At 77.0% G+C, this 23,323-nt stretch carries 2 protein-coding genes; one reads left to right on the forward strand and one right to left on the reverse strand.

Features of this window, described 5'->3' with window-relative positions:
* The first annotated feature begins 192 nt into the window (after positions 1–192).
* Positions 193–1,629, forward strand: a complete 1,437-nt coding sequence (locus ACFPM7_RS23085; RefSeq protein ID WP_378249816.1) for a glycosyltransferase family 39 protein — start codon at positions 193–195, stop codon at positions 1,627–1,629.
* On the opposite strand, the gene ACFPM7_RS23090 is transcribed toward ACFPM7_RS23085, so the two are convergent.
* The gene (locus tag ACFPM7_RS23090; RefSeq protein WP_378249817.1) at positions 1,626–23,252 is read right to left on the reverse strand and encodes an SDR family NAD(P)-dependent oxidoreductase; all 21,627 of its coding nucleotides are present in this window, start codon (positions 23,250–23,252) and stop codon (positions 1,626–1,628) included. The genes ACFPM7_RS23085 and ACFPM7_RS23090 overlap by 4 nt on opposite strands.
* Positions 23,253–23,323: the final 71 nt, after the last annotated feature.

The following is a 23,323-nucleotide window of genomic DNA, read 5'->3' on the forward strand; positions in this document are numbered from 1 at the left end:
GGGGTGGTCTGGGTGTGGGCGGGTGCCAAGAATCGAGCGTGGAATGGCGGGTGAGCCGGCTGACCGTGTCCGCAGGAGGTCTGCGCCATCGAGCCGGCGCGGTTGCGGAGAGGGTGTCGGGTCAGGATGGTCGTGGACACGTGGGTGCGGGATTCCCTGCGGCGGTCGGGTGGGTCTCGGGCGGTGCCTGCGGTGGCGTGGCTACCGGTGTTCGGGGCCGTGGCCGCGGTTGTCGGGCTGCTGGTCGCAGTGGTCGGGCGGTACGACTACCACCGGGACGAGCTGTACTTCCGCATCCTGGAGCCCGCGTGGGGCTACGTCGACCAGCCGCCGCTGACGCCGCTGCTGGCACGGGTGAGCGTTGCGCTGTTCGGGGACACGCTGACAGCCGTTCGGGTGCCCGCGATCCTGGCCGCGGCGGCGGTGGTGGTCGTGGTGGCGCTGCTGGTGCGCGAGTTCGGGGGGCGGGCGGGCGCGCAGGCGATGGGGGCCTGGGGTGTCGGGTTCGCGATGGCGCCGCTCAGCTCTGGGCATGTGCTGCTGACCGCGTCGGTCGACGTGGTCGTGTGGTTGGTGGTGGTGCTGTTCGCGGTCAAGGCGGTGGTGCGGGAGCAGCCGCGGTGGTGGTTGGCCGTGGGTGTCGCGGTGGGGATCGGGTTCTACAACAAGTACTTGGTCGTCCTGCTGCTGGTCGGGATCGCGGTGGCGATGCTCGTGACCGGGCCGAGGGGGCCGTTGCGGTCGGGGTGGCTGTGGGCGGGAGTGGGGCTGGCGGTGGTGATCGCCGCGCCGAACCTGGTGTACCAGCTGGCCAACGGATGGCCGCAGCTGGAGATGGCCGGCGGTATCGCCGAGGAGAAGGGACCCCAGCAGCGGCTGCTGCTCCTGCCGCTGCAAGCGGTCTTCCTGAGTCCGCTCGCCCTGCCGGTGGTCGTCGCCGGGTTCGCCGCGCTGGTGCGCGCGCCCCGGCTGCGGCCGTTCGCGGTGAGCTACCTCGTGGTGCTGGCGATCGTGCTGGCCACCGGCGGGTTCGCGGTGTACACCGCGCCGCTGCTGATCGTGCTGTTCGCGGCCGGGTGCGCGCCGGTGGTGGCGTGGGCGGGCAGCCGGGCGCGGCGGGTGCTGGTGGGCGTGCTCGCGGTGGCGCACGCCGCGTTCGGGGTGGTGGTTGGGCTACCGGTTCTTCCCATCGACGTCCTGCGGGACACGCCGGTCCCGGCGGTCAGCCAGTCCCTGCGCGACCAGGTCGGCTGGCCCGCCTACGTCGAGCAGATCCGGGAGGTCCACCGCTCGCTCCCGGAGGCGGAGCGCGCGAACACCGTGCTGCTCACCGCGAACTACGCCGAGGCGGGCGCCCTGGACAAGTACGGCGCGGACCTGCCCGCCGTCCACAGCGGCCACAACGAGCTGCACTCCTACGGCCCGCCGCCGGACACGGCCACCACCGTGATCATCATCGGCATGGACGCCCCCGAGATCCGCTCGCTGTTCGTCCAGTGCGACCTGGCGGGCCAGCTCGACCACGGCCTCGGCATCGACAACGAGGAGCAGGGCAGGCCGATCCTCGTCTGCCGCCAGCCGCAGGTGCCGTTCTCCGCGGTGTGGGAGCACTGGCGCCACCTGGACTAGGCCAGCCAGGCGCGCACAGCGGCGGCGGTGGTCTGGGCGTCGTCCTCCATCACGGTGAAGTGGGTGCCCGCGACGGCCACCTCGTCGGCGCCCTCGCAGGTGGGCTGCCAGGGCCCGACGGGGGTGGCCAGCGGGGTTCCCGCGGTGAGCAGCAGGGTGGGAGCCGTGAGCGGGCCGGGCGTCCAGTCGAAGGACGCGTAGCGCGACATGGCGGTCGGCCAGTTGTCGCCCCACGCGCCCGCGTGGGTCTCCAGGCGCATCAGCAGGCCCTGGTGGAGCACCGCGTCGAACTGGCCGAGGGCCTCGGCCTGGTCCGGCGGGTAGGTGTCGATGAGGACCAGGCCCGCCGCCGGGGTGCCCGCGACAGCCAGGGCGTCGGCGACCGCGCGGGCCACGAGACCGCCGCCGGAGTAGCCGACGAGCACCAGCGGGGTGTCGAGGCCCAGGGCGGTGATCGCCTCGACGTGGACGTCCACGACGGCGGCGGCGGAGGCGGGCAGCGGTTCGCCGGGGCGGAAGCCGACCTGGTGCAGGACGTGCACGTCGTGCTGGTCGCCGAGGGCCGCCGACCAGCGGGCGTACTGGTGGGGGCCGGACATCCCGGCGTAGGAGGGCACGCAGACCAGGCTGGGGTTCCCGCTGGTCGCGGCCCGGGCCAGCCGGGTGGGGACGGGGATCTCCGCCAGGTCGCCGATGCCGGTGAAGGACTCGCGGAAGGCGGCCGCGGCGGCGAGCACCGCCATGAACTCCCCGACGCGGTCTTGGCGCACGGCCTGGGCGTACAGGCCCGCCATGCCTTCGGGCGTCGTGCGGGTCGCGGGCGCGCCACCCAGCAGGTCGACCAGGTGGCCGGCGAGGTCGGCGGGCGTGGCGAGGTCGAAGACCAGGCTGGTGGGCAGGTCGAGGTCGGTGGCCTTGGCCAGCCGGTCGCGCAGGTCGACCCCGGTCAGCGAGTCGAAGCCCTGTTCCAGCAGGCCGCGCCGGGGGTCGAGGGCGCTGCTGTCGGGGTGGCCGAGCGCCGCCGCCGCGCAGGAGAGCACCAGCGCTTCGACCGAACCCGGGTCGGTCGACGTCAGCGTCTCGGACACCCGCTCGGCGGCCGTGGGCGCCGCGGGCGGCGGGGGTGAGCCGATCCAGTAGCGGTCGCGCTGGAACGGGTAGGTCGGCAGATCGATGTGGACGCGGCCGGGCCGGCCTGGCCACACCGCGTCGGCGTCGACCTGGACGCCGGTGCTGTGCAGGGCGGCCAAGGCGAGGGCGACCGAGGTGTCTTCCCGCAGGTCGCGGCGCACGGACGGGATCGCGACCGCGTGCGGGAGCAGGTCCCGGGCGAGCGTCGTGAGAGTGGCGTCCGGACCGATCTCCAGCAGGGCGCGGACCGGGCCCAGCGCCGCCACCGCGTCGGCGAAGCGCACGGGCCGGCGGACGTGGTCGACCCAGTGGTCGGGGCCCGGCTGCTTCAGCGGGCCGCCGGTCAGCGTGGACACCGCGGGCAGGCGGGCCGGGTGGTGGGTCAGCGTGGCCGCGACGGCGGCGAACTCCGCCAGCATCGGCTCCATGAGGGGCGAGTGGAACGCGTGCGAGACCTGGAGCCGCCGCGTCCGGTGGCCGCGGTCGGCGAGTTCGGCCGCGACGGCGAGCACCGCGCCCTCCGCGCCGGAGAGCACCACCGAGCGCGGACCGTTGACCGCCGCGACGACCACGTCCGCACGCCCGCCGATCACCGGCCGGACCTCGTCCTCGCCCGCCCGGACCGAGATCATCGCGCCGCCCGCGGGCAGCGCGCCCATCAGCCGTCCCCGGGCGGTGACCAGCCTCGCGGCGTCCTCCAGCGACAGGATGCCGGCCACGTGCGCAACCGCGATCTCCCCCACCGAGTGCCCGACCAGCACGTCCGGGCGCACCCCCCACGACTCGAACAGCCGGTGCAGCGCCACCTCGAAGGCGAACAGCGCGGGCTGGGCGACGGCGGTGTCGCCGGGGTCTCCCGACGGAAGCCCGCCGAGCGCCGCCACGGCCTCCGCGTGCGCCTCGGCGAACGCCGGGTACCCGCCCAGTCCCGCGCCCGTCGCCGCGGTCCGCGTGCCCTGGCCCGCGAACAGGAACGCGACCCGCGCGTCGGGTTCGGCCACGCCGAGCGCGACCCCGGACGCCTGCTGTCCCGACGCGACCGCCGAGAGGCCCGCGGCCAGCTCGGTCCGGTCCCGGGCGACGACCACCGCCCGGCGGTCCAGCCGGGCCCGGCCGTGGGCCAGCGCGGTGGCGAGATCGGCGGGCTCCCCGGCGAAGTCCGCCAGCCCGGCCGCCTGCGCGCGCAGCGCGGCATCGGTCCGCGCGGACAGGGCCACCAGGACCGGAGCCGATCCCGGGACCGGCGGTTCGACCGAGGCAGGCTCGGACTGCGGCGCCTGCTCCAGCACGACGTGGGCGTTGGTGCCGCTGATCCCGAAGGACGACACACCGGCCCGGCGCGGCCGTCCGGTCTCCGGCCACGGCGTGGGCTCGCCGACGAGCGCCACCGCGCCCGCCGACCAGTCCACGTGCGGGGAGGGCCGCTCGGCGTGCAGGGTCTTGGGCACCAGCCCGTGCCGCAGCGCCAGCACGCTCTTGATCACCCCGGCGACCCCGGCCGCCGCCTGCGTGTGCCCGATGTTCGACTTCACCGACCCGAGCAGCACCGGCCTCGCCCGGTCCTGTCCGTAGGCCGCCAGCAGCGCCTGCGCCTCGATCGGGTCGCCCAGCGGCGTCCCGGTGCCGTGCGCCTCGACGACATCCACATCGGACGGACGCAGCCCGGCGGCCCCGAGCGCCCTGGCGATGACGCGCTGCTGCGCCTGCCCGTTCGGCGCGGACAGCCCGTTCGACGCGCCGTCGGAGTTGACCGCGCTGCCCCGCACCACCGCGAGCACGGGGTGTCCGTTGCGGCGGGCGTCCGACAGCCGCTCCAGCAGCACGATTCCCGCCCCCTCGGCCATGCCCATGCCGTCCGCGCCGTCGCCGAACGCCTTGCTGCGCCCGTCCGGCGCCAGCCCGCGCTGGCGGCTGAACGCGGCGAGCGCGCCCGGCGTCGCCATCACCGACACGCCGCCCGCCAGCGCCAGCCCGCACTCCCCCGACCGCAGCGCCTGCACGGCCAGGTGCAGCGCCACCAGCGACGACGAGCACGCCGTGTCCACGGTGACCGCCGGGCCCTCGAAGCCGAAGGAGTACGCGACCCGGCCGGAGAGCACGCTGGCCGAGCTGCCGGTGGCGAGGTACCCCTCGCTGTCGGCGGCCCGGGACACCAGGGCGGCGTAGTCCTGCCCGGTCGACCCGGCGAACACCCCGGTGGCGCTGCCGCGCAGCGCGGCCGGGTCGATGCCCGCACGCTCGAAGGCCTCCCAGGCGATCTCCAGCAGGATGCGCTGCTGCGGGTCCATCGCCAGCGCCTCGCGCGGGCTGATCCCGAAGAAGCCCGCGTCGAAGTCGGCCACGCCGTCGAGGAACCCGCCCGCGCGGGTGGTGACCGTGCCCGGCCGGTCGGGGTCGGCGCCGGCGAGGGCGGGCAGGTCCCAGCCGCGGTCCTCCGGCAGCGGCCCGATGGCGTCGCCACCGCGGGCCAGCAGCTCCCACAGCTGTTCCGGGCTGCGCACCCCGCCCGGCAGCCTGCACGCCATCGCCACGACGGCGATGGCCTCCCCGCTCTCGGCCGCGACGGCGACAGGGCCGCCGGAGCGCTCGGCGCCGACCAGCCCGGCGCGCAGGTGGGCGGCCAGCGCGGCGGGGGTCGGGTGGTCGAAGACCAGCGTGGCGGGCAGGCGCAGGCCGGTGGCGGCGGCGAGCCGGTTGCGCAGCTCCACCGCGGTCAGCGAGTCCACGCCGACCTCGCGGAAGGCGCGCTCGGGGGCGACGGCGTCCGCGTCGGCGTGCCCGAGCGCGGCGGCGGCGTGGCCGCGGACGAGGTCGAGCAGGAGCCGGTCCTGGTCGCGGCGGTCCACGCCGCGCAGCCGGGCGGCGAACCCGGCATCGGCCTCCGCGGTCCCGGCGGTGACCGCGCGCCGGGCGGCGGGCCGGGCCAGACCGCGCAGCAGCGGCGGCGACTCGCCCAGCCCGGCCAGGTCGAGGTGCACCGCGACGGGCGCGGGGTCCTCGCCGCGCACGGCCGCGTCGAACAGGGCGAGCCCGTCGGCCGTGGACAGCGGCCGCACTCCGGCCCTGGCCATCCTGGCGCGGTCGGCGGCGGCCAGCGCGCCGGTCAGGGCGCTGCGCTCGGCCCACAGCCCCCACGCCACCGAGGTGGCGGGCAGACCGGTGGCGCGGCGACGGCGGGCGAGGGCGTCGAGGACGGCGTTCGCGGCGGCGTAGTTCGCCTGCCCGGCGGCGCCGAAGACCCCGGCGGCCGAGGAGAACAGCACGAACGCCGCCAGGTCGCGGTCGCGGGTCAGCTCGTGCAGCAGCACCGCCGCGTCGGCCTTGGGACGCAGCGCGGTGTCGAGGCGGTCGCGGGTCTGCGCGGCGAGCACGCCGTCGTCCAGCGCGGCGGCCGTGTGCACGACGGCGGTCAGCGGGTGCTCGGCGGGGACGGAGTCGAGCAGCGCGGTCAGCGCGGCGCGGTCGGCGACGTCGCAGGCCAGCAGCCGGACGTCCGCGTCGAGCGCGGCGAGGTCGGCGGCGGCCGGGGAGTCGGCGCCGGAGCGGCTGACCAGCAGCAGGTGGCGCACACCGTGCTCGGCGACGAGATGGCGGGCCACCAGCGCGCCGAGGGCGCCGGTCGCGCCGGTCACCAGCACGGTGCCCTCGGGGTGCAGCCGGGCGGGCACGGTCAGCACCAGTTTGCCGACGGTGTGCCCGCCGCTCAGGGCGCGCAGCGCGTCCGGGGCGCGGCGGATGTCGGACACCGCGACCTTCGGCGGCTCCAGGTCCCCGGCGGCGACCAGGCCGACGACCGTCCGCAGGATCTCGCCGAGCCGCGGCGGACCGGCCTCGGCCAGGTCGAAGGCGCGGTAGTCCACTCCCGCCGGGTCGCGCGGATCGGTCTTGCCCATCTCCACGAACCGCCCACCGGGGCGCAGCAGCCGCAGCGAGGCGTCGGTGAACTCCCCCGCCAGCGAGTTGAGCACGACATCGATCCCCGCGCCCGCCGCACCCGCGAACCGGTTCTCGAAGTCGGTGGTCCGGGAGGACGCCAGATGATCCGCGGGCACCGCCGACCACTTGCCGGGGCTGGCGGTGGCGAACACCTCGGCCCCGATGCGCCGGGCCAGCCGCACGGCCGCCCCGCCCACCCCGCCCGCGGCGGCGTGCACGAGCACGGACTCGCCCGCGCGCAGCCCGGCCAGGTCGACCAGCGCGTAGTACGCGGTGCAGTAGGCCACCGGGATGGCGGCGGCCTGGGCGAAGGTCCACCCCGCGGGGACCGGGGCGAGCGTGGCCGCGTCGGCCACGACCTCGGCGGCGAACCCGCCGCTCACCAGGCCGAGCACCCGGTCGCCGACGGCGAACCCGTCCACGTCCGGCCCGGTCTCCAGCACGACGCCCGCGACCTCGCTGCCGAGCACCGCCTGGTCGGGGTAGATGCCGAGGGCGATCATGCTGTCGCGGAAGTTGACCCCGGCCGCGCGCACGGCGACCCGGACCTCACCGGCGCTGAGCGGCCACCGCTCGACGGGCACCGTCCGCAGGCCGTCGAGCGTGCCCGCGCCGCTCGCGTCGAGCCGCCACGGGGTGGCCGGGAGATCGATCGGCGGGGCCGCCGGGCGGGCGAGACGCGGCGCGCGCAGCTTTCCGTCGCGCGCGGCGACCTGCGGTTCCCCGGTGGCGACGGCCGCGTCCGCGAGGCGGGCGGTGTCGGGGCGCGGGTCGGCCGGGTCGAGGTCGAGCAGGATGATCCGGCCCGCGTGCTCGGCCTGCGCCGAGCAGGCGAACGCCCAGGCGGCGGCCTGCGCGGGATCGGGGTCGGGGCCGGTCGCGCCGGTGGTGGCGAGGACGAAGCGCGCGTCTGCGGCGGCGGAGTCGGTGTCGGAGTCAGTGGCGGAGGCGGTCCAGGTGTGCAGGACGTCGAGCGCCTGGCCCACCACGGTGCGCACGTCGCCGGAGCCGAGCACCACGACGTCGGTCGCGGGTTCCAGCTCGGGTGCGGGGTCGAGGACGACCCAATCGATGGTGAACAGGGAATCGGGCACGCGGCGGACCGCGGGGCCCGCGGGGCGGAAGGTGAGGCCGTCGACGGCCGCGACCGGCGCGCCGCTCGCGTCGGCGACCAAGACGGAGACGGTGCCGGGCGCGGTCCGCCGGAGGTGGACGCGGGCGGCGGTGGCCCCGTGGGCGTGCACGGTGACGCCGGACCAGGCGAACGGCAGCGCCACCTCCGCGCCGACGACCCCGGGCTGGGCGGCCGGGTGCAGCGCGGCGTCGAGCAGGGCGGGGTGCACGACGTACCCGTCGACCGGGGTGTCGACGGCGATCTCGGCGTACAGGTCGTCGCCGTCGCGCCACAGCGCCCGCAGACCCTGGAAAGCGGGTCCGTGCTCGACGCCGGACGCGGCGAGGTCCGCGTAGAAGCCGGTCAGGTCGACCGAGTCGGCGGCGGGCGGCCACGCGGTGATCGGGTCGGCGGCCGGGGACTGCGCGCTGAGGACGCCGAGGGCGTGCCGGTCCCAGACCCCGGGACTGGTCTCGGCGTGCAGCTCGACCTCGCGGATGCCGTCGCGGTCGGCGGAGACCCGGACCTGCACCCGCACGGCACCGTTCGCAGGCAGCGCCAGGGGTGTCTGCACGGTCAGCTCGGCCAGGTGCGGGCACCTGACCTGGTCGCCCGCGTGCACCGCGAGGTCGACGAACGCGGCGCCGGGCAGCAGGACCGCGCCCGCGACGACGTGGTCGGCCAGCCACGGGTGCTCGCGCACCGACACGCGCCCGGCGAGCACGACACCGCCGTCGGGCTGCGGCACGACCGCGCCCAGCAGCGGGTGTGCGGTGGTGTCGAGCCCGGCGGCGGTGACCGGCGCGCCGCCGGGCAGCCCGCTGGGCAGCCAGAACCGCTCGTGCTGGAAGGCGTAGGTGGGCAGCGCGGCGAGCGGCCCGGCGGGCAGCGTCCAGCGCACCTGGACACCGCGCGTGTGCGCCTCGGCGAGGGACAGCAGCAAGCGGCGGGGGCCGCCGTCGTCGCGGCGCAGGGTGCCGATGACGGTGCGGTCGGGCAGCGCGTTGGCCAGGACCGGATGCGGGCCGACCTCGATGAAGGTGTCCAGCCCGTGGGCGGCGGCGAGGTCGACGGCGGTGTCCAGCCGGACGGTCTCCCGCAGGTTGCCCGCCCAGTACCCGGCGTCCAGGAGCAGCGGGTCGATCCGCTCGCCGGTCACCGTCGAGTACAGCGGCACGGCCGTGTCGCGGGGTTCGACCGGGGCGAGGTCCACGAGCAGCCGCGCGCACACCTGGTCCACCTGCGGCGAGTGGGCCGCGTAGTCGACCGGGACGCGCCGCGCCCGGACTCCGTCGGCGTCGCACCGAGCCAGCAGCGCGTCGAGCGCGGCGGGCTCGCCGGAGACGACCACCGCCGACGGCCCGTTCACCGCCGCCAGCCACAGCCCGTCGCCGAGCCGCGTCCGCGCCTCCGCCTCGGGGAGGGCGAGGGACACCATGCCGCCCAGTCCGGCGATGTCCAGCAGCGCCCGGCCCCTGGTCACCACGACCAGCGCGGCGTCGGACAGCGACAGCGCCCCGGCGACGCAGGCCGCGGCGATCTCGCCCTGCGAGTGCCCGATGACGGCGGCGGGCTCCACCCCGTGCGCGCGCCACAGCGCGGCCAGCGACACCATCACCGAGAACAGGGCGGGCTGCACGACATCCACCCGGTCCAGCGCGGACGCGTCGGCGAGCACGTCGAACAGGGACCAGTCCACGAGCGGGTCCAGGGCGGCGGCGCACTCGGCCATCCGCTCGGCGAACACCGGGTCGGCCAGCAGGTCCACGGCCATCCCGGCCCACTGCGAGCCCTGGCCGGGGAACAGGAACACCGGCCGGACGGGATCGCCGGGGGCCTCGCCGAGCACGACGGCAGGATCGGCCGTGCCCGCGGCGATCCGGTCGAGGGCGGCGGCGAAGCCCGCGCGGTCGCCTGCGACCGCGACGGCCCGGTGCGCCAGCCTCGCGCGGCCGGTGGCGAGGGTGCGGGCGACCGCGCCCACCGTCAGCTCCGGGTGCTCGGCGAGGTGGTCGCGCAGGCGGGCGGCCTGCTCCCGCAGCGCGGCCCCGGTGTGCGCCGACAGCGGCCACGGCAGGACCGCGGGCTCGGCCTCGGCCTCGCCCGGCGTGTGCTCGGGCTGCTCCAGGATGACGTGGGCGTTGGTCCCGCTGATCCCGAAGGAGGACACCGCGGCGCGGCGCGGCCTGCCGTGCTCGGGCCACGGGGTCGCCTCGGTGGCCAGCCGGACGGCCCCCGCGGTCCAGTCGACGCGGCTGGAGGGCTCGGCGGCGTGCAGGGTCGGCGGGACCACGGCGTGCCCGAGCGCGAGCACGCTCTTGATGACCCCGGCGACGCCCGCCGCGCCCTGGGTGTGGCCGATGTTGGACTTCACCGAGCCCAGCAGCGCGGGCTCCGCGCGGTCCTGGCCGTAGGTCGCCAGCAGCGCGCCCGCCTCGATCGGGTCGCCGAGCGAGGTGCCCGTGCCGTGCGCCTCGACCACGTCCACGTCGGCGGCGACGAGCCCGGCCGCGCTGAGCGCGCGGCGGATGACCTGCTGCTGCGCCTGCCCGCTGGGCGCGGACAGGCCGTTGGACGCGCCGTCCTGGTTGACAGCCGAGCCGCGCACCACCGCGAGCACCGGGTGCCCGTTGCGCCGGGCGTCGGAGAGCCGCTCGACCACCAGGACGCCGACGCCTTCGGCGATGCCCATGCCGTCCGCGCCCTCGGCGAACGCCTTGCTGCGCCCGTCCGCGGCCAGCCCGCGCTGGCGGCTGAACGCCACGAACGACCCCGGCGTGGCGATGACCGCGACGCCGCCGACGAGGGCGAGCGAGGTCTCCCCCGAGCGCAGCGACTGCCCGGCCAGGTGCAGCGCGACCAGCGACGACGAGCACGCGGTGTCCACGGTGACGGCCGGTCCGCGCAGGCCGAGGGTGTAGGCGACGCGGCCGGAGACGACGCTGGTGGCGTTGCCGGTGAGCAGGTGGCCTTCGAGCCCGGCGGGCACGTCGCCGCGAGCGCCGTAGTCCTGCCCGTAGGTGCCCGCGAAGACGCCGGTGTCGCTGCCGCGCAGGCTGTCCGGGGCGATGCCCGCGCGCTCCAGCGCCTCCCAGGCGACCTCCAGCAGCAGCCGCTGCTGCGGGTCCATCGCCAGCGCCTCGCGCGGGCCGATGCCGAAGAAGGCGGGGTCGAACTCGGCGGCGCCGTCGAGGAAGCCGCCCTGGTCGGCGTAGGTGGTGCCGGGGTGGTCGGGGTCGGGGTGCACGAGGGTGTCGAGGTCCCAGCCGCGGTCGGCGGGGAACGGGCCGACCGCGTCGCCGCCGTCGAGCAGCAGCCGCCACAGGTCTTCCGGCGACCGCACGCCGCCGGGGAAGCGGCAGCCCATCGCCACGATGACAGGCGGATCGTCGTCGGCGACCGGCTGGACGACAACCGGTGCCCCGCCCACGGGTGCCGTGGTCCGCTCGCCGCCGAGGACGGTGAGCAGGTGCCCGGCGAGAGCGGCGGGCGTCGGGTGGTCGAAGACGAGGGTGGCCGAGAGCGTGCGGCCGGTGGCCGCGGCCAGGCGGTTGCGCAGTTCGACGGCGGTCAGCGAGTCGAAGCCGAGGTCGGCGAAGGCCCGGGTGGAGCCGACCCTGGCGGAGTCGGTGTGTCCGAGCACGGTGGCGGCCTGCCCGCGCACCAGGTCGAGCAGGAGGTGTTTGGCGTCGGCGGCGGGCAGCGCGGCTACCCGGCCCGCCAGGTCCTCCGGCGGCGCGGTGGCCGCGGCGCGGCGGCGGGCCGGTCGGACGAGGTCGCGCAGCAGCGCGGGCGCCTGGTCGGCGCGCGGTCCGGCGAGGTCGAGCCGGGTGGGGACGAGCACGGACCGGCCGGAGCGCAGCGCCGCGTCGAACAGCGCGAGCCCGTCGGAGGTGGACAGCGGGCGGACGCCGCCGCGGGCCATCCTGCCCAGGTCGGCCGCGCCGAGACCGCTGGTCAGCGCGCTGCGCTCGGCCCAGAAGCCCCAGGCGAGGCTGGTCGCGGGCAGGCCGAGGGCGGCGCGGTGGCGGGCGAGGGCGTCCAGGTGGGTGTTGGCGGCGGCGTACCCGGCCTGGCCCGCCCCGCCGAAGACCCCGGCGGCGGAGGAGAACAGCACGAAGGCCGACAGGTCGCGGTCGCGGGTCAGCTCGTGCAGGTGGGTGGCGGCGTCGGCCTTGGGGCGCAGGACGGTGTCGAGGTCCTCGGCGGTGACCGAGCCGACGAGGCCGTCGGCCAGCGCGCCCGCGGTGTGCACGACGGCGGTCAGGTCGGGGATGGTGCCGAGGAGCGCGGCGAGGGCGGCGCGGTCGGCGGTGTCGCAGGCGGTCAGCCGCACGCGGGCGCCGAGGGCGGTGAGGTCGGCGACCAGCTCGTCCGCGCCGGGGGCCTCAGGTCCGCCGCGACTGGTGAGCACGAGGTCGCGCACCCCGTGCTCGGTGACGAGATGCCGGGCGACCAGCGCGCCGAGGGTGCCGGTGGCCCCGGTGACGAGGGTGGTCCCGGCCGGGTCGGCTGGGCGGGTGAGGACGAGCTTGCCGATGTGCCGGGCCTGGCTGAGGTGGCGCAGCGCCTCGGGCGCGCGCCGCAGGTCCCAGGTGGTGACCGGCAGCCGCCGCAGCTCCCCCGCGTCGAGCAGGGCGACGACCTCGCGCAGCAGCTCCCCGATCCGCTCGGGTCCGGCCTCGCCGAGGTCGTAGGCGCAGTAGGCGATGTCCGGGTGGTCGGCGGCGTCGCGGATGTCGGTCTTGCCCATCTCCAGGAACCGCCCGCCCGGCGACAGCAGCCGCAGCGAGGCGTCGACGAACTCCCCGGCCAGCGAGTCCAGCACCACATCCACGCCGCGCCCGCCGGTCTCGGCGCGGAAGCGCGCCTCGAACTCGGTGGTGCGCGACGACGCGATCCGCTCGGCCGGGACGCCGAGGCCGCGCACGGCGGCCCACTTCGCCGGGCTGGCCGTCGCGTACACCCGCGCGCCGAGCCGCTGCGCGATCTGCACCGCCGCCATCCCCACGCCACCAGCGGCGGCGTGGATCAGCACCGACTCCCCGGCACGCAGCCCGCCCAGGTCGACCAGGCCGTAGTAGGCGGTCAGGAACGCCACCGGCACCGAAGCGGCGTCCGCGAAGGACCAGCCCGCCGGGACGGCGGTGAGCATGCGGGCGTCGGCCACGACCAGCGGGCCGAACCCGCCGCCGAAGAGGCCCATCACCCGGTCGCCGGGCCGCGGGGCGGTCACGTCCGGCGCGACCTCCAGCACCACGCCCGCGCCCTCGCTGCCGAGCACCGTCTGCCCCGGCACCATGCCCAGCGCGACGACGACGTCGCGGAAGTTGACCCCGGCGGCGCGCAGGCCGATCCGCACCTGGCCCGCGGCCAGTGGCGCGGCGGCCTCCGGCGCGGGCACCGCCGTCAGCGCGTCGATGCTGCCGCCGCCGGTCACGTCGAGCCGCCACGGCCCGTCGGGCACGGGCAGCGGCGGGGCGCTGCGCACCAGCCTCGGCGCGCGGACCCGGCCGCGCCGGATCGCGACCTCGGGCTCCCCGCACCCGAGCGCGGCGGGCACGGCCCGCACCGACTCGTCGGTGCCGTCGAGGTCGAGCAGGGCGAAGCGGCCGGGGTTCTCGGTGGCGGCGGCCCTGACGAGCGCCCGCACCGGGTCGCCGACGAGGTCCGGCAGTTCGCCGGGGGCCGTGGCGGCGGCGCGGTGGGTCACCACGACCAGCCGGGAGTCGGCGAAGCGGTCGTCGGCCAACCAGGCGCGGACCAGGTCCACCGCGCCCGCCAGCGTCTGGCGCAGCCCGCGCGGCCGGACCCCCACCAGCACGTCGGCAGGCACCGGGTCGGACACCTCGGCCAGTGCGGAATGAACCATAAAGCTCAGGTTGAGGTTGAGGCTCAAGTCGAGATCGAGGTCTGCCCAGTCGACCTCGAACAGGGCCTCAGCGGCCACATCGTTGCTGGTCAGCGCGCCGGAGATCGGCCTGGTGACCAAGGACTCGACGGAGGCGACCGGCGCGCCGGTCGTGTCCGCCACCGCGATCCCGACACCGCCGGGCACCGGGCTCAGCCGCACCCGCAGCCTCGTCGCGCCGGTCGCGTGCAGCTCGACACCGGTCCAGGAGAAGGGGAGTTCGGCCTGCCGTCCCCCGGCTGGGTCGTCTGCTGTGTCGTCTGATGTGGCGGCCAGCGCGTGCAGGGCGGCGTCGAGCGCGGCGGGGTGCAGCCCGAAGCCGTCGGCCGCCACGTCCTGCGGCAGGACGACCTCGGCGTACACCTCTCCCCCGCGCCGCCACGCCGCGCGCAGCCCGCGGAACACCGGCCCGTACCCGTAGCCCGCGGCGTCGAGCCGGTCGTACAGGTCGGCGACGTCGACGGCCGAGGCGTCCGGCGGCGGCCACGGCCCGCCCAGGTCCTCCCCGGAGGCCGTGCCGGGCGCGAGGGCGCCTTCGGCGTGCCGGGTCCACGGCGCGTCCTCGGCGGGCCGGGAGTGGACGACCACCGGGCGAGCGCCGTCCTCGGCGGGGGCCCCTACGGCGACCTGGAGCTGAACGCCGCCGTGCTCGGGCACCGGCAGCGGGGCGTGCAGGGTCAGCTCCGCCACCCGGCCGAGCCCGACCCGGTCGGCAGCGTGCCCGGCCAGGTCGAGGAACGCGGTGCCCGGAAGCAGGGCCACGCCCCGCACGGCGTGGTCGGCCAGCCACGGGTGCGTCCGCAGGGACAACCGACCGGTCAGCAGCAGCTCGTCCGCGCCCGCGACCGTGACGGCCGCGCCCAGCAGGGGGTGTCCGGCGGTGTCCAGGCCTGCGGTGGAGACGTCGGCGGACACCGGCGGGGTGAGCCAGAACCGCTCGCCCTGGAACGGGTAGGTCGGCAGCGGCACCCGGCGTCCGCCCGGGTACACCGCCGCGGCGTCCGGGACGGCGCCCAGGGTGAACGCCTCGGCGAGCGCGGCGGCGAAGCGCCCCGGCTCGTCGCGGCGCAGCGTGCCGATGGCGGGCGCGTCCACGGCCTGCACGAGCACCGGATGCGGGCTGACCTCGATGACGAGCCCGACGCCGTCGGCGGCCAGCCGCGCCACCGCCCGGTCCAGCCGGACGGGCTCGCGCAGGTTGCGGAACCAGTAGTCGGGGTCCAGCGCGGCGGGCTCGTCGGCGACCGTCGAGTGGAACGGGACGTCCGCCGGGCGCGGCCGGATGCCGTCGATGGCGGCGATCAGCCCGTCGCGGACGTCGTCGACCTGCGGGGAGTGCGACGCGTAGTCCACCGGAACGCGCCGCGCCCGGACCCCGCGCGCCGCGCACTCGGCGAGCAGTGCTTCCAGGGCGTCGGGCTCGCCCGCGACCACGACCGACGCCGGGCCGTTGACGGCGGCGATCGACAGCCCGTCGGTCAGCATCGGGACCACCTCGGCCTCGGCCAGCGGGACCGAGACCATCCCGCCCCGCCCGGCCAGGACGAGCAGCGCCCTGCTGCGCAGCGCGACCACGCGCGCGGCGTCCCGCAGCGACAGCGCGCCGGCCACGCACGCCGCCGCGATCTCGCCCTGCGAGTGCCCCACCACCGCCGCGGGCTCGACGCCGTAGGACCGCCACAAAGCCGCCAACGACACCATCACCGCGAACAGCGCAGGCTGCACCACATCGACCCTGGCCAGGGCGGACTCGTCCCGCAGGACGTCGGACAGCGACCAGTCCACGTGCGGGTCGAGAGCGGCGGCGCACTCGGCCATCCGCTCGGCGAACACAGGGTTGTCCAGCAGGTCCAGAGCCATGCCCGCCCACTGGGAGCCCTGCCCGGGGAACAGGAACGCGACCTTCCCCGGTAGCCGGGTCCCGGTCACCAGGCCGGGGTCGGGCAGGTCCCGCGCCAGCGCGGCCAGCGCCCGGTCGTACCCGTCGGGCCCCGGCAGGACGGCGGCCCGGTGCTCCAGGACGGCCCGGCCGGTGGCCAGCGACCAGCCGAGGTCGAGCGGCCGGGCGTCGAGGTGCCCGCGCAGCCGCTCGGCCAGCTCCCGCAGCGCGGCCGGGGTCTTGGCCGACAGGAACAGCGGCACCCGCGCCGCGCCGGAGTCACCGGCGGCGGGCTGTTCGGCAGGCGGCTGTTCGAGGATGGTGTGGGCGTTGGTGCCGCTCACCCCGAAGGAGGACACGCCGATCCGGCGGGGCCGGTCCACCCCCGGCCACGCGGTGGGCTCGGTGACCAACTGGACCGCGCCCGCCGACCAGTCGACGTGCGAGGTCGGGGTGTCGACGTGCAGGGTCGCGGGCAGCACGCCGTGGCGCATGGCGTGCACGGCCTTGATGACCCCGGCGATGCCCGCCGCGGCCTGGGTGTGCCCGAGGTTGGACTTCACCGAGCCCAGCAGCAGCGGCGTCGCCCGGTCCTGCCCGTAGACCGCCAGCAGGGCCTGGGCCTCGATGGGGTCGCCGAGCGAGGTGCCGGTCCCGTGCGCCTCCACGGCGTCGACGTCGGCCGGATCGAGTCCGGCGGCGGCCAGCGCGCTGCGGATGACCCGCTGCTGGGATGGCCCGTTCGGCGCGGTCAGCCCGTTGGACGCGCCGTCGGAGTTGACCGCCGAGCCGCGCACCACCGCCAGCACCGGGTGGCCGTTGCGCCGGGCGTCGGAGAGCCGCTCGACCAGCAGCACGCCGACGCCCTCGCCCCAGCCGGTGCCGTCGGCGGCCTCGGCGAACGGCTTGCAGCGGCCGTCGATGGCCAGGCCGCGCTGGCGGCTGAAGTCCACGAACGCCGTCGGTGTCGCCATCACGGCCACCCCGCCGACCAGCGCCAGCGAGCACTCCCCCGCCCGCAGCGACTGCGCCGCCAGGTGCAGCGCCACCAGCGACGACGAACAGGCCGTGTCCACGGTGACCGCCGGGCCTTCCAGCCCGAAGGTGTAGGCGAGGCGGCCGGAGACGACGCTCGCGGCGTTGCCGGTCGACAGGTAGCCCTCACCGGCCTGCGGGGTGCTGACCAGCAGAGTGCCGTAATCCTGGCCGTTGGTGCCCGCGAAGACCCCGGTGTCGCTGCCGCGCACCGACGTCGGGTCGATGCCCGCGCGCTCCAGGGTCTCCCACGCGACCTCCAGCAGCAGCCGCTGCTGCGGGTCCATCGCCAGCGCCTCGCGCGGGCTGATTCCGAAGAACTCGGCGTCGAAGCGGTCGAGGTCGGCCAGGAAGGCGCCCTCGCGGACGTAGGAGGTGCCGTGGCGGTCGGGGTCGGCGTCGTAGAGGGCGTCGAGGTCCCAGCCGCGCCCGCCGGGGAACCCGCCGACGGCGTCGCGCCCCTCGGCGAGGAGGTCCCACAGGTCTTCCGGGGACCGCACGCCGCCCGCGAACCGGCAGCCCATCGCGACGATCACCACCGGGTCGTCGGTCACCTTCGGCGCGGGCTTCACGGCGGCAGGCGCGCGCCTCGGCGCACCGCCGAGGTCGGCGGACAGCCTGGCGGCCAGGGACTCGGCAGTCGGGTGGTCGAAGACGACGGTGGCGGGCAGCCGCAGACCGGTGGCCGTGCCGAGGCGGTTGCGCAGTTCGACCGAGGTCAGCGAGTCGAAGCCCAGGTCGGCGAAGGCGCGCTCGGGGTCGACGGCGGCGGCCGAGCCGTGGCCGAGCACGGCGGCGGCGTGCGTGCGCACCAGTTCCAGCAGCGACTCCGCGGTGCCGGCGGGGGCGGGTCGGGCGGAGGCGGGTCGGGCGGGGGCGGGTCGGGCGGGGGTGGGTCGGGCACGGCGCGCGGGAGCGAGGTCGCGCAGCGGTGCGGGGGCGGTGGCGTCGGCCCGCGCGGCGGCGTCCAGGCGCAGCGGGACATAGACCGCGCCGCCCCGGTCGACGGCGGCGTCGAGCAGCGCGAGCGCGTCGGCGGTGGGCAGCGCCCCGACGCCGGAGCGCCGCATGCGGCGCAGGTCGTCGCCGTCGAGGGCGCCGGTCAGGCCGCTGCGCTCGGCCCACAGGCCCCAGGCGAGGGAGGTCGCGGGCAGGCCCTCGGCGCGGCGGCGGGCGGCGAGCGCGTCCAGGGCGCTGTTGGCCGCGGCGTAGTTGCCCTGGCCCGCGCCGCCGAGGACGCCCGCGGCCGAGGAGAACAGGATGAACGCGGCGAGGTCGAGGTGCCGGGTCAGCGCGTCGAGGGCCAGCGCGCCGTCGAGCTTCGGGCGCAGCGCGGTGTCGATCCGCTCGGGGGTCAGCGTGTCGAGGAGCCCGTCGTCGAGCACGCCCGCCGCGTGGACCACCGCGGTGAGCGGGTGCTCGGCCGGGACGCGGTCGAGGACTGCGGCCAGGGCGGTCCGGTCGGCGACGTCGCACGCGGCGACCGTGACCGTGGCACCCAGGGCGCTCAGCTCGGCGGTCAGCGCCTCGGGCGCCCCACCTCGGCCGAGCAGCAGGAGGTGGCGCACGCCGTGCGCGGTGACCAGGTGCCGGGCGACGAGCCCGCCGAGCGTCCCGCCGCCGCCGGTCACCAGCGCGGTGCCGTCGCGGTCGAGCGGGGCCGGGGTGGTGAGCACGAGCTTGCCGACGTGCCGGGCCTGGCTGAGGTGGCGCAGCGCCGCGCGGGCGGCGCGCAGGTCCCACGGCATGACCGGCAGCGGGCGCGGCGCGCCGATGGCGGCCACGACCTCGCGCAGCGTCTCGCCCATCCGCTCGGGCCCGGCCTCGGCCAGGTCGTAAGCGCGGTACTCGACACCGGGATGGTCGGCGGCGACGGCCGCCGCGTCCCGGATGTCGGTCTTGCCCATCTCCAGGAACCGGCCGCCGCGCGGCAGCAGCCGCAGGGACGCGTCCACGAACTCCCCGGCCAGCGAGTCCAGGACCACGTCAACGCCGCGCCCGCCGCTCTCGGCGAGGAACGTCGCCTCGAACTCCGTCGTCCGCGACGACGCGATCCGCTCGTCGGGCACCCCCAGCGCCCGGACGGTGTCCCACTTGGCGGGGCTCGCCGTCGCGTACACCGTCGCCCCGAGCCGCTGCGCGATCCGCACCGCCGCCATCCCCACCCCGCCGGCGGCGGCGTGGATCAGCACCGACTCGCCGGCGCGCAGGCCCGCCAGGTCCACCAGGCCGTAGTGGGCGGTCAGGAACGCCACCGGCACCGAGGCCGCGTCCGCGAAGGACCAGTCCGCCGGGACGGGCACGAGCGCGCGGCTGTCGGCGACCGCGACCGGCCCGAACGCGGCCGGGAACGGGCCGAACACCCGATCACCCGGCGCGAAGCCGCTCACCCCGGGGCCGACCTCCAGCACCACCCCGGCGCCTTCGCTGCCCAGGACGGTCTGCTCGGGCACCATGCCGAGGGCGATGACCACGTCCCGGAAGTTCACCCCCGCCGCGCGGACGGCGACCCGCACCTCCGTCGCCGCGAGGGCCCGTTCGGCCTCGGGGGCGGGCACCGCGACCAGCGCGTCGAGGCTGCCCGACCCGGCGGGCACGTCCAGCCGCCACGGCCCCTCCGGCGGCACGATGGCGGCGCGGTCGCGGACGAGCCGGGGAGCCAGCGGGCCAGCCCGGACGGCGAGCTGCGGTTCCCCGTCGGCCAGCAGCGCGGCGGGGTCGATCTCCCCGGTGACGTCGGCGAGCGCTATCCGGCCGGGGTGCTCGGCCTGCGCGGAGCGCACCAGGCCGCCCAGCGCGGCCTGCGCCGGGTCCGGCGCGGCGTCCCCCGCGTCGGCGACCACGGCGTGGCGGGTCACCACCACCAGCGTCGACTCCGCGAACCGGGGCTCGCTGACCCAGGCCTGGAGCACCGGCAGCGCACGGCCCAGCACCTCCCGTGCGGAGCCCGGTGCCCGGCAGTCGAGGACGGCGACGGGCGGAACCGGGTCGAGGGCGGCGAGGTCGCCGACCAGAGCCCACTCCGGGACCTCGGCGGCGGTGACGGGCACCCAGTCGACGCGGAACAGGCCGTCCGGTGTGGATCGGCGCGCGGAGTGCGGACGCAGGCTCAGCGCCTCGACGGTGAGGACGGGCGCGCCTGCTCCGTCGGCGACGGTCATGGCGAAGGCGGCGTCCCCGACCGGTGTCAGGCACACCCGCAGAGCGGACGCGCCGCGCGCGTGCCCGGTCACCCCCGACCAGGAGAACGGCAGCCGCGCCCGTCCGTCGTCGAACCCGGCGAGCCCCAGCGCGTGCAGCGTCGCGTCGAGCAGCGCCGGGTGCACCCCGAACTGCTCCGCGCCCCCGCCGGGCAGCTCCACCTCGGCGTAGACCGCTCCTTCGCTGGTCCACGCGCGCCGCAGCCCACTGAAGGCCGGGCCGTACTCCAGCCCGGCGGCGACCAGTCCGGCCCGCAGCGCGTCGATGTCGGCGGGGGCGCCGGGCGGCGGCCACTCGGTCAGCGCCCCGCCCCCGGACAGCGGCTCGGCGAGCACGACGCCCGCGGCGTGCCGCGTCCACTCCTCATCGCCTTCGACGCGGGCGTGCACACTCAGGCCCCGCGCGCCGGCGTCGTCGGGCCCGTCGACCGACACCTGGAGCTGCACGGCCCGATCGGCCGGGAGCACGAGCGGCGCTTCCAGGGTCAGCTCACCGACCGACGCGGCTCCGACCTGCTCGGCGGCGTGCAGCGCGAGGTCGAGGAAGGCGGTGCCGGGCAGCAGCACCGCACCGGACACGGCGTGGTCGGCCAGCCACGGGTGCGTGCGCAGCGACAACCGGCCGGTGAACAGGTGCCCATCACCGGACGCCAGGCCGACGGCGGCCCCGAGCAGCGGGTGCCCGGCCGCCCCCAGCCCGGCTGACGCGGCGGTCTGCTCGGCCGGGTCCAGCCAGAACCGCTCCCGCTGGAACGGGTACGTCGGCAGCGGCACGACCCGGCCCGCCACCACGGACGTCCAGTCGACCGGCAGTCCCGTGGTGTGCGCCTCGGCGAGGGACGCCAGGAACCGGGCGGGCCCGTCCTCGCCCCGGCGCAGGGTGCCCAGCACGGCCGCGCGCCCGCCCACCGCTTCGGCGGTCTCCTGCATGGCCGGGACCAGCACCGGGTGCGGGCTCACCTCGACCAGCACCCGCCCGCGCCGCCGGGCGATGCCCGCGACCACCTCGTCCAGGCGCACGGTCTCGCGCAGGTTGGTGAACCAGTAGCGCGCGTCCAGCCCGGTCGTGTCCAGCACGTCCCCGGTCACCGTCGAGTGGAAGGGGACGGCGCTCGCGCGCGGCGTGATCGGGGCGAGGTCGCGCAGCAGGCGCTCCCGGATCAGCTCGACGTGGGCCGAGTGCGACGCGTAGTCCACCGGGACGCGGCGCGCGCGCACCCCTCGGTCCTCGCACCGGCGCAGCAGCGTCTCCAGCGCGTCGACCGCCCCGGACACCACCACCGCCGACGGCCCGTTGACGGCCGCGACCGACAGCGCCGCCTCTGCCGCGATCAGGTCCCGGACCTCGGTCTCGTTCAGTGCCACCGAAACCATGCCGCCCTGACCTGCCAGCTCAAGCAGCGCCCTGCTGCGCAGCGCCACCACCCGCGCCGCGTCCTCAAGCGACAGAGCCCCGGCCACGCACGCCGCCGCGATCTCCCCCTGCGAGTGACCCACCACCGCGGCGGGCTCCACGCCGCGAGACCGCCACAAGGCGGCAAGCGACACCATCACCGCGAACAGCGCCGGCTGCACCACATCCACCCGAGCCAGGGCGGACTCGTCCCCCAGAACCTCGAACAGCGACCACTCGGCGTGCGGGTCGAGAGCGGCGGCGCACTCGGCCATCCGCGCCGCGAACACCGGGTTCTCCAGCAGGTCCAGACCCATCCCAACCCACTGGGCCCCCTGACCGGGGAACACGAACACCGGCTGGGCCGACGCCCGCGCGCAACCGGTCACCAGGCCGGGCGCGGGGTCGCCCGCGGCGAGGGCGGCCACCGCGCCGAGCAGGTCCGGCCCGACGGCCGCCGCCCGGTGCTCGAAGTGGTGCCGCGACACGGCCAGCGACCGCGCGACGTCAGCGGGGTCGAGGCCGGCGGCGTGCTCGTGCAGCAGCGCCGCCTGCGCGCGCAGCGCGTCCGGGGTGCGCGCGGACAGCAGCCACACCGGCGGTCCCGCCGCCTCGGCCCGCGCCGGGGGCTCCTCGTCGGGCGCCTGCTCGATGATGGCGTGCGCGTTGGTCCCGCTGACCCCGAACGACGACACCGCCGCCCGGCGCGGCTCCTCCGTCGCGGGCCACGGCTCGGCCTCGATGAGCAGCCGCACCGCGCCCGCCGACCAGTCCACCCTGGTGCTGGGCTCGGTGACGTGCAGCGTGCGCGGCAGCCTGCCGTGCCGGATCGCCTGCACCATCTTGATGATCCCGGCGACCCCCGCGGCGGCCTGCGTGTGCCCGAGGTTGGACTTGACCGAGCCCAGCCGCAGCGGCTCGACGCGGTCCTGGCCGTAGGTCTCCAGCAGGGCCTGGGCCTCGATCGGGTCGCCGAGGGTGGTGCCGGTGCCGTGGGCTTCGACGGCGTGCACCTGGTCGGGGCGCAGCCGGGCGTCGGCGAGGGCCCGCGCGAGGACCCGGCTCTGGGCGGGGCCGTTGGGGGCGGTGAGCGCGCTGCTCGCGCCGTCCTGGTTGATGGCGCTGCCGCGCAGGAGCGCCAGCACGGGGTGGCCGTTGCGGCGGGCGTCGGAGAGCCGTTCGAGCAGCAGCAGGCCGAGCCCCTCGGCGAAGCCGGTGCCGTCGGTGCTGTCGGAGAACGCCTTGCAGCGCCCGTCCGGGGACATCCCGCGCTGGCGGCTGAACTCCACGAACACGCTCGGGGTCGCCATCACGGTCACGCCGCCCGCCAGGGCCATGGTGCACTCGCCGCGCCGCAGCGACTGCGCGGCGAGGTGGACGGCCACCAGCGACGACGAACACGCCGTGTCGACAGTCACCGCGGGCCCCTCAAGACCGAGGGTGTAGGCGACGCGGCCGGAGGCGACCGCGCCCGAGCTGCCGTTGCCGAGGTAGCCCTCGAAGCCCGCGGGGGCGCGGCCGAGCAGCCGGGCGGCGTAGTCGTTGTACATGACGCCCGCGAACACCCCGGTGCGGCTGCCGCGCACCGCCGCCGGGTCGATCCCGGCCCGCTCGAAGGCCTCCCACGACGCCTCCAGCAGCAGCCGCTGCTGCGGGTCGACGGCCAGCGCCTCGCGCGGGCTCATGCCGAAGAAGGCGGGGTCGAACAGGTCGGCGTCGTGCAGGAAGCCGCCTTCGCGGGCGTAGGAGGTGCCGGGGTTGTCCGGGTCGGGGTCGAACAGGGCGTCGAGGTCCCAGCCGCGGTTGGCCGGGAACCCGCCGACGGCGTCGCGGCCGGAGTCCACCAGCTCCCACAGGTCCTCGGGGGTGCGGACGCCGCCGGGGTAGCGGCAGGCCATGGCGACGATGGCGACGGGTTCGCCCGCGCCCGACTCGGCGTCGGCGAGGCGGCCCTTGGTGTGGCGCAGCTCGGCGGTGACCTTCTTCAGGTAGTCCAGCAGCTTGCGCTCGGTGCCTGTGCCCACTCTGTCAGTGCCCACGCTGTCAGTGCCCACGCTGTCAGTGCCCACTGGTGTTCCGCTCCCGGTGTGCCGCC

This window comes from Actinokineospora guangxiensis, from assembly GCF_042657845.1.
In the GTDB taxonomy this organism is placed as follows: Bacteria; Actinomycetota; Actinomycetes; order Mycobacteriales; family Pseudonocardiaceae; genus Actinokineospora; species Actinokineospora guangxiensis.